This is a genomic window from Endozoicomonas sp. SCSIO W0465 (genome assembly GCF_023716865.1).
Taxonomy (GTDB): Bacteria; Pseudomonadota; Gammaproteobacteria; order Pseudomonadales; family Endozoicomonadaceae; genus Endozoicomonas.
The window spans coordinates 6,382,923-6,396,624 of sequence record NZ_CP092417.1 but is presented as its reverse complement, the minus strand read 5'-3'; the positions used below and the strand labels follow the sequence as shown (position 1 = coordinate 6,396,624).

Here is a 13,702-nt window from a genome sequence, read left to right as displayed (position 1 = left end):
TAGACAAAACGACACTGCTCATTTGATCATCAAAACAGAGTGGCCAGCAGTTCGGTTGGGAAGCCCCGGCTGTGCAAAAATTCTCTTTGCTCATTGATCTCCCGGGAGGATACCGGGTGTTTGTGACCAAACTTCTGTTCACGAGCCCATTTTGCCAGGTCCTGCCAGTTAATTCCGGACGCTTTCAGGGCATCGACAATCATCTCCGGCTCAATGCCTTTTTTTTCCAGATCCTGGGCAATGCGGGAAGGGCCTTGCCCTTTGGCCGATCTGTGCTGAATGAAGCCTTCCACGTAGCGCTCATTACTCAACAGCCGCTCTTTTTCCAGCCGGTCAAGCACATCAAGGATGAGTTCATCGTTATCAGAGAGATAAGACAGTTTTTGCGCCAGCTCGTCGTGAGTGTAATTTTTCTGCACCATCAGATTCATGGCGGCATGTCTCAGCATGTTGGCGGTAACTTCAGGCATCGCTACGCTCCTGTGAACTGGTCTGCCCGGTGCCGACTCCGGTCAATCTCGGAAGTTGCACGGTGTATGAGAACCGGGGTTGCGATTATTGGTCGATGAACTATGATTCTACCGTCGTTCATCGACATACCTTTGCGTTGGAGCACCAAGTCCCGGTGTAACCTGCACCGGGCACCCCCCCCACTATGACGCATCCTGCCTGTGAGCTCTAGCGGTTGATCCGCTTCTTTGACGTCACCTTAACCTGTTCTTTGCTGCCGGTGTTTTTCGTAATAAAGGTGTACTGGACGATGTTATCCTGGTCTACCGAGTCCAGTTTGACATCAAACCCCCACAGGCGGTGCAGATGTTTCAGCAGTTCATGGGTACTGTCCCTGTCCAGCGGACGATTCTGGTGCAGGTAATGGCGCAGGGTCAATGAGCGGTCACCCCGGACATCCACGTCGTACACCTGTATGTTGGGCTCCCGGTTGCCCAGGTTGTACAAGGCGGCCAGGTTTTCCCGCAACTGCCGATAGCCCTGCTCGTCATGGATGGCATCCACTTCCAGATAGGGGTTGATGTCGTTGTCATCGATGCTGAATAGGCGCATGTCCCGCATAACCCGGGGGGAGAGGTATTGAAGAATGAATCCCTCGTCCTTGAAGTTCTTCATGGCAAAGTGCACGGCGTCCAGCCAGTCACTGCCCGCCAGATCGGGGAACCATTCACGGTCCTCTTCCGTGGGCTGTTCGCAGATCCTGCGGATGTCCCGAAAGATATTGAACCCCAGAGCATAGGGGTTTATCCCGCTGTACCGCGGATCATCAAAGGCCGGCTGGAACACGACACTGGAGTGTGAATGCAGAAATTCCAGGATAAAGCCTTCGGTGATCAACCCTTCATCGTACATTTCATGCATCAGGTGGTAGTGCCAGAACGTTGCCCAGCCCTCGTTCATGACCTGGGTTTGCCGTTGCGGGTAGAAATACTGCGCCACTTTACGCACGATGCGGATGATCTCCCGCTGCCAGGTCTCCAGCAACGGCGCGTTTTTTTCGATGAAATAGAGCAGGTTCTCTTCCGGGTCTTTCGGAAACCGTTCATCCTGGTGCGACTGTGATTGCTCGCTGACCGGGATGGTGCGCCAGAGATCGTTCAGGTTGCGCTGGATGTACGCTTCGCGCTCTCGCAAGCGTGCCTGTTCCTGTTCTGCAGAGACCGGGGCGGGGCGAACATAGCGGTTGACCCCCTGGTTCATCAGCGCATGGCAGGCGTCCAGCATCTCCTCTACCGCTGAAACGCCATGTTTCTCCTCGCACTGGGCGATGTAGTGCTTGGCAAACAGCAGGTAATCAATGATGGCGCTGGCGTCCGTCCACTGCCTGAACAGGTAGTTGCCTTTAAAAAAGGAGTTGTGGCCGTAGCAGGCGTGGGCGACCACCAGGGCCTGCATGGGCATGGTGTTCTCTTCCATCAGGTAGGCAATGCAGGGGTTGGAGTTGATCACGATTTCGTAAGCCAGCCCCATCCGCCCCCGCTGATAGTTCTGCTGGTTATTGAGAAAGGTTTTCCCATAACTCCAGTGATTGTACATCAGGGGCATCCCCACCGACGAGTAGGCATCCAGCATCTGTTCAGAGCTGATCACTTCAATCTGGTTGGGGTAGGTGTCCAGCCGGAATTTATCCGCCAACCGGGCAAACTCGCGGTCGTATAGGTCCAGCAGTTCGAACGTCCATTCTGACCCGGTGGACAGCGGTTGTTTTCGCCGGATGGTGTGCTTTTCTGGTGCTTCAGCGACCAACATGAGAGCCCTCCTTTTTTTCAAACAGACGCCGGAAGGTCGGGTAGATATCTGAATAGCTGTGGATGTGCTGCATGGCGAAGTGATCCGGGTAAGATTCGGCTATGGTAGCGTACTCGTACCAGAGGTTCTGGTGGTGCTGGTCGGTTATCTCTACGTAGGCGAAGTACTGGCATACCGGCAGCAGCTTATCCAGGATGACGTCATAACATTTTGTCGAGTCTTCGCCCCAGTTATCCCCATCCGAGGCCTGGGCGATGTAGATGTTCCACTGGCTGGGCGGGTACCGCCGTTCAATGATGTCATGGGTGAGCAGCAGGGCTTTTGAGACAATGGTGCCCCCGGTTTCCCGGGCGTAGAAGAAGTCGTGCTCATCACACTCCCTCGCCTCACTGTGGTGCCGGATAAAGACCACTTCCACGGCTTCGTAGTTGCGTTCCAGGAACAGGTAGAGCAGCAGGAAAAAGCGCTTAGCCATGTCCTTGATCTCCTGCGTCATGGACCCGGAAACATCCATGACACAAAACATCACCGCCTTGCTGGAGGGCCGGGGTACCTTGGTCATGTTGTTAAAGCGCAGGTCAAAATCGTCAATAAACGGCAGTCGTTTGAGCTTCTTGTTGAGCGACTTGATCTCTTCCCGAAGAGCGGTGGCCTGCTGCTGATCGGCAGGGTCCGGACTCACTTCCATGGCCCTGAGTTGTCGCTTCAGGGTTCGGATCACTTTCCGGTCTTTACCGGACAGGGCGATGCGACGGGCATGGGCAGCCCGCAGTGAGCGCACAATATTCAGCCGGTCCGGGGAACCAGCGGTGGTAAACCCGGCCCGTTTGAGTTGATAGTCGGTGCTGTCTTTCAGTTCTTTTCTCAGCAGGTTGGGCAGCTCCAGGTCATCAAACAGATATTCCAGGAACTCGTCCCGGTTGATCTGGAAGACGAACTCATCTGCCCCTTCGCCACCATCACTGGCCTGCCCCGCACCACTGCCCTGTCCATCGCCACCCGGTGGCCGCTGAATGCGGTCTCCACGGTGGAACTCGTGGTTGCCAGGATGCACGTGGCCGCAGTGTCCCCCCTGTGCGTGGTGAAAAAACGGCTCACTGAGGTCTTTCCTGGGAATAGTGACGTCACTGCCACTGTCAACGTCGGTGATGGAACGCTGGTCAATGGCATCCTGGACGGCGGCTTTGACATGATGCCGGTAGCGCTTCAAAAACCGCTGCCGGTTCACGGTGCTCTTCTTTTTTCCATTGAGGCGCCGGTCGATGATGAGGCTCATGATGAACGCTCTCCCGATAGCTGCAGTGCTCGGTGGATCAGCCCCGCTGAAGGGGCTGGCGATGGGTCCGCGACAGGGCGGGTCAGTCAGTGCGGAATCATTGAGACTTCCGGACCCGGATGTACCATTCTGACAGCAGCCGTACCTGTTTCTCGGTATAACCGTGGACCACCATACGGGAAACGAAGTCCGCGTGTTTTCGCTGGTCTTCCTGCGACCCTTTGGCATTGAAAGAGATGACCGGCAACAGGTCTTCGGTATTGGAAAACATTTTCTTCTCAATGACGGTACGCATCTTCTCGTAGCTTAACCAGCTGGGGTTTTTGCCGTCGTGGTTGGCCCGGGCCCGCAGTACAAAGTTGACCACTTCGTTGCGGAAATCCTTGGGATTGGCGATGCCCGCCGGTTTTTCGATTTTTTCCAGCTCTTCGCTCAAGGCGCCCCGATCCAGAATATGTCCGGTATCCGGGTCCCGGAATTCCTGATCCTGAATCCAGAAGTCAGCGTAGGTAATGTAGCGGTCAAAGATGTTCTGACCGTATTCGGAGTATGACTCAAGGTACGCGGTCTGGATCTCCTTGCCAAGAAACTCAATGTATTTGGGGGTCAGATACTCTTTGAGAAAGGCGAGGTAACGGTCCTGGATTTCTTCCGGAAACTGGTGCTGCTCAATCTGCTGTTCCAGCACATAAAGCAGGTGTACCGGGTTGGCCGCCACTTCAGTCGGATCGAAGTTGAATACTTTGGACAGGATCTTGAAAGCAAACCGGGTAGAGAGCCCGTTCATGCCTTCATCCACCCCGGCCATATCCCGGTATTCCTGCAATGGCTTGGCATTGGGGTCGGTGTCCTTCAGGTTATCACCGTCGTACACTTTCATCTTGGAGTAGATGGAAGAGTTCTCCGGCTCCTTGATCCGTGACAGCACGGTAAACTGGGCCAGCATCTTGAGGGTATCCGGGGCACAGGGCGCGGCCTTCAGCGAGCTGTGTTCCAGCAACTTCTGGTAAATGTGCACCTCTTCACTGACCCGGACACAGTACGGCACCTTCACGATGTTGACCCGGTCGATGAAGGCTTCATTGGTCTTGTTGTTCCGGAAGGACTGCCATTCGGACTCATTGGAGTGCGCCAGCAGAATCCCCTCGTAGGGAATCGCCCCCAACCCTTCGGTGCTGTTGTAGTTGCCTTCCTGGGTGGCGGTCAGCAGCGGGTGCAGCACTTTGATGGGCGCCTTGAACATCTCCACGAATTCCATGATGCCCTGGTTGGCCCGGCACAACGCCCCCGAAAAACTGTAGGCGTCGGGATCGTCCTGGGAATACTCTTCCAGCTGGCGAATATCCACCTTGCCCACCAGGCTGGAAATATCCTGGTTGTTTTCATCACCGGGTTCGGTTTTGGCAATAGCGATTTGATTCAGCCGGCTTGGGTAGAGCTTAACCACCCGGAACTGGGTGAGGTCGCCCCCCAAATTCGTTCAGGCGTTTGACCGCCCAGGGAGACATGATGTAATTGAGGTAGCGACCGGGAATGCCGTATTCCTCCTTGAGAATAACCCCATCCTCATCAGGATTGAACAGCCCCAGCGGGGATTCAAACACCGGCGAGCCTTTGATGGCGTAAAACGGCACCCGTTCCATTAACTGCTTCAATTTTTCGGCCAGAGAAGACTTGCCGCCTCCCACCGGGCCAAGCAGGTAAAGTATCTGTTTTTTCTCTTCCAGCCCCTGAGCCGCGTGTTTGAAATAAGAGACCATCTGCTCAATGGCCTCTTCCATACCGTAAAACTCTTTGAACGCCGGGTAGCGTTTGATTAACTTGTTGGAGAAGATGCGGCTCAGTCGCGGATCACGGGCGGTATCAATTACTTCTGGCTCACCAATGGCTTTCAGCATGCGCTCGGCCGCATTGGCATAGACCGACGGGTCCTCTTTACAGAGTTTGAGATAATCCAGCAGACTCAGCTCTTCCTGTTGAACCGCTTCATACCGTTGCTGGTATTGCGCAAAAATGGACATAGTAGACATCCCACCGTTATGGATAGAGAGGAAGAAAGAAGACATCGGATCGGATCAGACAGCAGAGCAACACAGCTGCCTCCCTGGTCCCATGAATACAAATGCACGCCTCCCATGAGGCCTGTAGCCTGACAGGCAATCAACGAGTCTCACCGTGAAATGATCAACGAATCAAACCTGGGTATCACTTGAAGTAAAAAAGACCGGTACAGCGCGCATACCGTGACTGAATGAGGCGCGGGATATGTTGATCAAGTTACCGGCTCTTTCGGTAACAGTCCCTGATGCCGACCTCTTTCAGGGGGTAACTGTCAATCAAATGATGATAAATCTGACTGCTCTGCTGTTCACAGGCAAGGGCGATCTGTCGTTCAATGTCGGAAAGGTTCGCTTGCGCTGCCACCGCTCGTTGAATCACGGCATGGACATCCACATGCAGCGCTCTGGCTTTGCTGAGCAAATCGGCAGAGAGGTCGGTTTCAAATGCAACAGGGCTTTCATAAGTAGTTTTCATAGCCATAATTACTCTCTTTACTCATTATCTGTCGCTTAATTGTAGCAAATAGAGTTAAATCATTGTAACTGTTCAGCACCCCCACATAAATCTGGAATTTTCTGATTTTTATACCATCCTCTTAAGCACCATTTTTCCACAATATTCGCCAGCATGATTCCAGAACTACCCGCAACTATGTCGGCTGAGATTCTCTTGAAAGAGAATGCAGAGCTGCGGATGAGAGTTGCCTGTCTGGAAGAGCGATGTCGAGAATTGGAAGAAAAGGTTGGCAAGAACAGTCAAAACAGCAGCAAGCCGCCATCGTCTGATGGTTATCAAAAACCTTGTAAAAACAGTAATTCTCCAGATCATTCTGACGACCTTTCCGCAGATAAAGGTACCGATCCATCGGATGAAAAACCCAATCCTAAAAGTCTGAGACAGTCTTCTGGTAATAAAGCCGGTGGAAAGAAAGGGCATCAGGGCACTTGTCTTAAACAGGTCGATATCCCTGACTATATTGAGTACCTTCCGGTTAAAGAATGCAATAAATGTCAGGCGTCTCTTCTTGATAGTGAGCCGGTCAAATATATTGAACGACAGGTGTTTGAACCAGGGAGACCGGGTGAATTTGAAGTAACGGCCCATAGAGCTGAAGTAAAAATCTGCACTTGTGGTTGTCGGAATCAGGCTGAATTCCCGGAAGGTGTTACCGCTGCCGCACAATATGGCTCAGCCACACAGGCTATGGCCGTCTATCTTAACCAATACCATTTCCTGCCTTTTAAGCGCGTGTCAGAGTATTTTAATACTCTCTATAAAATGAGTGTAAGTGCAGGCACTGTCGCCAATTTTGTGGCCAGAACCTATGAAAATCTGGCTTCTACTGAAGAGGTTATTCGTGACGCCTTGCGGGAATCGTCTGTTGCCGGAGCCGATGAAACGGGTATGCGGGCCGAGGGCTCTTTGCACTGGCTACACGTTATGCGGGATGAACAATGGACGCTCTACTACTTGTCTGAAAAGCGAGGTCGTGAGGCCATGGACACGATGGGCATACTGCTAACATTTGCAGGCGTTCTGGTTCATGATCATTGGAAATCCTATTTTGCATATGCGGCAACTCACGTACTTTGCAATGCCCATCACCTGAGGGAGCTTTTGGGTGTTGTTGATAGGGACAGCAATCAACTGGCGTTGCGATTGATGAAGCTACTGAGGCTTTCCTGGCATTACTGCAAGGGCTTTAAGACCATAGGTATGCTACAGATGCCAAGTGTTGTCTGTGAACGAATCGAGAAGATTTATGACCGGTTGCTTCAGCGGGCTCTAATGAAAGAAGTCGTCTATATGGAGAAGCAACGAGAGGAGCTTAAGCGCAAGAAAGTCAAGAATACTAAAGCTTACAATCTCTTCAAACGACTCACTGAGTTCAAGGCTGAGACACTGCGCTTCATGTCAGATTTTACCATTCCCTTCGATAACAATGGCAGTGAGCGGGATGTTCGAATGGCCAAGTTAAAGCAGAAAATCTCAGGCTGCTTCAGGAGTGCAGACGGTGGTTCTATGTTTGCACGGATTCGCAGCTATTTGTCGTCTGCCAGAAAACAGGGAATGGACATATATCAATCACTTCATAGAGCTGTTCGGAATTACTGTAATATGCCTTTGCTCAGTGCTGAATAGTTACAAATCATTTTTGGAACCGGCATCAGGAATAAAGTTAGGGAGTTCTCGTCCAAAAACGCATCAGGCAATCATAATTAGATTGTACGTGCGTTTTGATATTTCCTGAAATTCCAGAGAGCCGCAAAAACTCTTCCCTTTTTTTCTCTAATCTGGGACGGATATTGGAGAAAAACGCGAAAAGCAGGCAGAAAACATCCTCCCACCATGCTGGAAAGGTACTTTCATGTAGCGTGGAGGTGGCTATCAGGATGGTGCCGGGTGTCTGGCCAGAATCACCAGGTTGTAACAGACCACCGATAACCAGCAATGAGAATCAAAACGCTCAGAACCCTTGCAGTGGCAACGTGATAGCCCAAAACATCTCTTTAGCCACGAAATTCCCGCTTCAATACCTGCCCGGAAGCGAAAGAGCGTTTTATACACATACTGACTTTTAGTCATCTCTTCGACTTCAAGTCCGCGCTTCTTATTAAAAGCTACATCGCTGATTCCCATGGCCTTGGCTTTTTCCAAATTAGCGCGACACGCGTATCCGCCGTCACCGCTTGTCTGGCGAGGTACACGACCATAAATTTCTTTTTGTCTTTCCATCATCGGAATGAATTGGTCCGAATCCGCTGGGTTACCTTCCTCAATAACCAGGTCCAGGATCAATCGACTTTTTCCCTGAACCAGGTTCAGTTTATGGCCATACTGTACTTGCCGCCTGTCTTTTACGATGATATCCGTATGGGGTTCATACAGGCTAACCACTTTTTCCTGGGCTGGCACCTTTTCACCCTTAAAGACCCTGCGCTCTGTCTGGGAGACTATTGCATCCACCAGGGGTAACAGGTGATCCACATCGGCCTGCCACTTGTCGGCATCATCAGCCAGGAGACACTGCCCCTGCTGACGGGCGTTTGCTAGCGTGACAGTAGCTTCGATAAGTACCTTCCGGGATTTTCGGGTCAACTGCAGCAGTTTTTTATAATGCTGATGCCGCTCTTCTTTGCCAGCGTAGATGCATTTTCTGGCCGCATCTTTTACGGCTCGGTTGTGATGGGTATATTCATAAAGCGGTGTCGCTGTCAGTGTTTGTCCCCGTTCCAGCAGCCGACAAATTTCTTTAACGGAACTGGCTAAAAGATCACTGTCGCAAGGAGGTTTGATATCCGATTCGGTGACTGTGCTGTCAATAGCCACAGTGCGCCCTTTTTCAATACCCTGATCTTTAGCGGTCATTAGCTGACAGTTATTAATCCGTTCCCATGTAGATGCAGTAAGAAGGCTGATGAGCCCATGCAAACTGGAGCGACTGGGGCGCTGGTTTGGTTCGAGGCGACAAAAGTCTCGAAAGAGCATGGAGTCCATCAAAACAAACGACAAGTAGTCATAATCACAATTCAAATACTGTTTCAGGAGTGCCGCACGAAGAACGGATTCTGCTGATAGTCCGTTCCGCCCAGTGTTCTGTTTATCACAAGAACTTAAGTCCTCATAAATCCAGTCATTGAACTGTGGATGGGCGTCAAGCCATTGCGAGATACCGGAAAGCTGGGAGCAGATTTCATGAGGTACGTAATGGAGTTCCATACTACACTGCGGGTTGCGTTTTTTGCGCATTTGGAGTCCTCTGTTTTTGGCAATCCCTTATGTTTCTTGCTCTTGGGAAGTTTAGTCGCCAGATAGCAGTAGGGCTCCACTTAATTTTTCAGGATAAAATCTACAGTTTTCAATTGGTTGTGTTTTTGGACGAGAACTAGGGAAAATGCGAATAAGTCTCGGGTCATGAGATAATATTTCTACCGCTTCCAGCTTGGGTTTCTATCAATGAGTCAGCTCAGTTTTTCAGATAGTGAGTTTTTGCAAAAACGCAGAACAACCCGAAAAGAGCGTTTTTTTGCCAAAATGGAAAAGCTTGTGCCATGGCAAAGAATTATCAGTGTCATTGAGCCTTATTACCCAAAGCCTGGTAATGGTCGTCGCCCTTACCTACTGGAGGTGATGGTTCGTATTCATTACCTCCAGCAGTGGTACAGTCTCAGCAACGAGGGCATGGAAGATTCATTGTACGAAATTTCATCTATGCGTCTGTTTGCCGGATTATCGCTGGACAAAGCCATCCCTGATCGCACAACCATCATGAACTTCCGGCACTTGCTCGAAAAACACCAGCTGGGGCGAGCGATTTTTACTGAGATTAATAACTGGCTTACGGACTCTGGTGTCATCCTGAAAGAAGGCACCCTGGTGGATGCCACCATTATCAAAGCACCGACGTCGACCAAAAATAAAGATAAGCAGCGTGATCCTGATATGCACCAGACTAAAAAGGTTAATCAGTAGCACTTCGGTATGAAGGCTCACATTGGCGTTGATGCCTGTACCGTGCTGACTCATAGTCTTACAACCACTTCTGCCAATGAGCATGATCTCAATCAGACAGGAGAACTGCTCCATGGGTTGAGCAGTTTATATTCAGTGATTCCGGTTACCATGGAGCAGAACAACGCCCCGAGTTGCAGGATGTGTCTGCTGAGTGGTTTATCGCTGAAATTCCATCCCGGCTCAAAGAGCTGAAAAAGCACCCTCGAAAGAATAATGATGCATTGAAATTGGAATACAACAAGGCCAGTATCAGGGCATTTTTGGAGCATCCCTTCAGAATCATCAAATGCCAGTTTGGTTTTGTGAAAGCCATCTAAAAAGGGCTTGAGAAAAACGACAACAAGCTGGCAATACTGTTTGGGCTGGCGAATATCGTCAGGTTTGGTCAAATGATTCGGGCACAGGGTTTACCCGCCCGAAAACTGTAAGATATTTCCATTTGTGTGTGAATATTAGAGACTTTTCCATCAAAACCTGAGAAGCAGGCCAGTTTGAAAAGGATTAACCCATCAACTTATGAAATGGACTGGGTTGTTCGAACTTTATTTATACGACTACCGACTTCTGTTTTATAGACTCAATCTCTCGATATTTTCAGAAAATTCCAGATGCTACTTTTTTAAAGAAATTGTAAGTATATATGAAAGTATATCAAATAGAACCTAAACGATTAAAGACGTCTATAATTTTAGTACGAATTTTTTACTGGTTAATGCTTGTACACTGGACTGACAGAATATGTACAACCAACTGAAATTGTATATGTGAGCCAGCCTTACTCAATTAGAAAATATGATTTTACTTGGTTAACTCCCTAGAGAGGGGATAGGCGAAAACACGCTTAAACCGATTTATTGCAAACTTGCTTATAGCATTTGGTTTTATCTATAAATACTTGATATTTATTATCGTGATTTGGAGGCGATACAATTGAGCAAAATAGCGATCGTGACAGGTGGTACTCGAGGAATTGGTGAAACAATCAGTACTCACCTCAAAGACCTAGGTTACACCGTTATTGCAAATTACGTAAGCAATGATCAAGCAGCACAAGCATTTATGGATCGTACCGGTATCCCTGTTATTAAGTTTGATGTAAGTAACTTTGCAGCCACCCAAAAGGGTATCTCGCAGATCGAAGTAGACTTCGGCCCTACTGATATCCTTATCAACAACGCAGGCATTACACGCGATAAAACCATGCACCGAATGGACGTCGAACAGTGGGACGCCGTCATTCAAACCAACCTTGCCTCTTGCTTCAATACCTGTAAGGCCGTGATCGAAAATATGCGTTCCAGGAATTTTGGTCGTATTGTCAATATTGGTTCAGTCAATGGGCAGTCAGGCCAATACGGCCAAGTCAATTACGCCGCTGCAAAATCCGGTATACAGGGCTTCACCAAAGCACTGGCGCTTGAAAGTGCGGCCAAAGGCATCACCGTCAACGCCATCACCCCGGTGTTATGTTGACACCGATATGGTTCGCGCGTTACCTGAAGCCATCTTGGAAAAAATCACCGATAGTATTCCCGTTGGTCGACTGGGTACACCTAAAGATATTGCCCGAGCAGCGGCCTTCTTAGTCAGCGATGACGCTGGTTTTATCACCGGTTCTACACTCTCTGTTAACGGCGGCCAAACACATGTACTAATCGACAGTCGATACTTATTGATTCGCTGACACCTAAGTACCTCATACTTTGGGGGGCATTAATTGGGAGGAGGTAAGGTTGGTAAACCAGAGTGATCACTTCGAGCAGCTATTCAGCAGCCCCTAGTGAAAGAAGTAGCTGAAGGGTTCTTAAACCTTCTGGATAATAGTCTCTCCCATGCCATGCGAAACCGGCACGACCGGTTAACCCCCAAGGCTATCCTCGAAAATCTGATTAAACAGTGGCGAGAGCAACCCGTACAAATGGACGCAGCTCAACTGATTAAGCTTCAGATGGATTTTATGGAAAATCAGCGGCAGCTTTGGCAACAAGTTGGCCAGGCTTTTTTTAAAAAACAGACCCTGTCTCAATTTACTGACGAGGGCGAGCGCGACCCTCGTTTTCAGGATAGTGACTGGAACACAGAGCCTGTGTTTTACTTCTTAAAACAAGCCTATCTGTTAAACGCAAAAATGCTGGAAGATCTCGTCGAGCAGTTTGAATTTAAAGATCCCCAATTCAAGCAACAAACGAAGTTCTTCACCCGTCAGTTTGTCAGTGCTCTTTCACCTGCGAACTTCGCATACAGTAACCCGGAAGTTTGCCGCGAAATCCTTAAAAGCAAGGGCTCCAACTTACTAAAAGGCATGGAAAATCTAGTTCGTGACCTCAAACAAAGCCCAGCCGATGCTTTGAATATTTTGCAAACGGATCTTGAGGCTTTTGAACTCGGTACAAATCTTGCCGCCACACCAGGTGAAGTGATCTACCAAAACGACCTGATGCAGTTAATTCAATACACTCCGGATACCAAAAAATGCTTACAGCGACCACTGTTGTTTGTGCCACCGTTTATCAACAAGTACTACATTCTTGACCTCGATCATAAAAAATCGATGGTGCACTGGCTCGTTAAACAGGGTTTCACCGTCTTTATGATTTCCTGGGTCAATCCATCGGCGCAAATGGCTGATAAGCAGTTTGACGATTACATGCTTCAAGGTCCGGTGGCAGCTCTTGATGCAGTGGAAGCTATCACGGGAGAGAATAAGATCAACACCGCTGGTTATTGCGTTGGTGGTATGCTGCTGGCCACTACGCAATCATACCTGCAAAATATTGGCGACGAACGTATCAACAGCATGACATTTTTCACGACCCTTCTCGACTACGATGAGCCAGGAGAAATAGGTAATTTTATCTCCGAACAAATATTATCCCATTTAGAAAAAGAGACTGGCACTCATGGTGTGCTGGATGGTCGTATTCTGGGTATGAGCTTTAGTCTTTTGCGAGAAAATAACCTCTACTGGCCATTTTATATTAACAACTATCTCAAAGGGGAAACACCCTCCGCATTTGACATCTTATACTGGAACAGCGATGCAACCAACCTGCCCGCCAATACCTTTAACTTCTATATTCGCAACGCCTATCTCAACAACTGCTTTGTTGAGGCCGGTAGCGTGATCCTCAATGAGGTACCCATCAATCTGTCTACGATAAATCTACCCACTTACTTTGTAGCCCCTAAAGCTGATCACATTGTTCTTTGGGAAAGCGCCTACCAAAGTGCTCGCCGTCTTGGCGACGGAATCAGCCGACAGGCAGCCATGAAGCGCTTTATCTTAGCTGGCTCCGGCCATATTGCTGGCATTATCAACCCCGCTGAATCGGGTAAATACCCTTACTGGGCCTGCGACAGCAGTGTCGGCAATGAAAGTTTACCGGAAGATCCCCACGCTTGGCTGAACGAGGCCACCAAGGTGGAGGGCTCCTGGTGGTGCGACTGGTATCGTTGGCTGGCAGGCCTTTCAGGTGACAAAGTCGATGCTCAGAAAGTTGGGATACATCCAGATTTTCCAGCGCTGGAACCCGCTCCTGGTAGCTATGTAAAAGTGCGGATTTAAAACAATATCAAGATTGATATCGCCTG

At 49.4% G+C, this 13,702-nt stretch carries 9 protein-coding genes and 2 pseudogenes; 5 read left to right on the top strand and 6 right to left on the bottom strand.

The window, feature by feature from the left end; translation table 11 throughout:
- Positions 1-29: 29 nt before the first annotated feature.
- The 5 genes and pseudogenes from MJO57_RS28735 to MJO57_RS28715 all read right to left on the bottom strand — a co-directional run bounded on the left by MJO57_RS28735 (position 30) and on the right by MJO57_RS28715 (position 6,070).
- Positions 30-470 (bottom strand): regulatory protein RecX, encoded by a 441-nt coding sequence (locus tag MJO57_RS28735; protein ID WP_252020658.1) that lies wholly within the window; start codon positions 468-470, stop codon positions 30-32.
- A gap of 208 nt (positions 471-678) precedes the next feature.
- The gene (locus MJO57_RS28730) at positions 679-2,259 is read right to left on the bottom strand and encodes a SpoVR family protein (RefSeq protein ID WP_252020656.1); all 1,581 of its coding nucleotides are present in this window, start codon (positions 2,257-2,259) and stop codon (positions 679-681) included.
- Positions 2,246-3,535, bottom strand: a complete 1,290-nt coding sequence (locus tag MJO57_RS28725) for a YeaH/YhbH family protein (protein ID WP_252020654.1) — start codon at positions 3,533-3,535, stop codon at positions 2,246-2,248. The genes MJO57_RS28730 and MJO57_RS28725 overlap by 14 nt, the downstream gene beginning before the upstream one ends.
- Positions 3,536-3,632: 97 nt before the next feature.
- A pseudogene (locus MJO57_RS28720) lies at positions 3,633-5,556 on the bottom strand (PrkA family serine protein kinase).
- A gap of 256 nt (positions 5,557-5,812) precedes the next feature.
- A complete protein-coding gene (locus MJO57_RS28715) occupies positions 5,813-6,070 on the bottom strand; it encodes a hypothetical protein (protein WP_252020653.1) in 258 nt (85 codons plus the stop codon).
- 153 nt (positions 6,071-6,223) lie between these two features.
- On the opposite strand from MJO57_RS28715, the gene MJO57_RS28710 reads away from it, so the two are divergent.
- On the top strand, positions 6,224-7,738 hold the full coding sequence (locus tag MJO57_RS28710) for an IS66 family transposase (RefSeq protein ID WP_252017330.1): 1,515 nt from the start codon (positions 6,224-6,226) through the stop codon (positions 7,736-7,738).
- Between the two features lie 246 nt (positions 7,739-7,984).
- On the opposite strand, the gene MJO57_RS28705 is transcribed toward MJO57_RS28710, so the two are convergent.
- The gene (locus MJO57_RS28705; RefSeq protein WP_252018151.1) at positions 7,985-9,346 is read right to left on the bottom strand and encodes an ISNCY family transposase; all 1,362 of its coding nucleotides are present in this window, start codon (positions 9,344-9,346) and stop codon (positions 7,985-7,987) included.
- Positions 9,347-9,553: 207 nt separating this feature from the next.
- Here MJO57_RS28705 and MJO57_RS28700 point away from each other — a divergent pair.
- The 4 genes and pseudogenes from MJO57_RS28700 (at position 9,554) to phaC (ending at position 13,676) form a co-directional block, all read left to right on the top strand.
- Positions 9,554-10,539 (top strand): annotated as a pseudogene (locus MJO57_RS28700) (IS5 family transposase).
- A gap of 502 nt (positions 10,540-11,041) precedes the next feature.
- Complete coding sequence (locus MJO57_RS28695) at positions 11,042-11,584, top strand: SDR family NAD(P)-dependent oxidoreductase (protein WP_252020651.1); 543 nt, start codon at positions 11,042-11,044, stop codon at positions 11,582-11,584.
- Positions 11,585-11,618: 34 nt separating this feature from the next.
- A complete protein-coding gene (locus tag MJO57_RS28690; RefSeq protein ID WP_252020649.1) occupies positions 11,619-11,795 on the top strand; it encodes an SDR family oxidoreductase in 177 nt (58 codons plus the stop codon).
- A gap of 96 nt (positions 11,796-11,891) precedes the next feature.
- A complete protein-coding gene (gene phaC / locus MJO57_RS28685) occupies positions 11,892-13,676 on the top strand; it encodes a class I poly(R)-hydroxyalkanoic acid synthase (RefSeq protein ID WP_252020647.1) in 1,785 nt (594 codons plus the stop codon).
- Positions 13,677-13,702 lie beyond the last annotated feature (26 nt).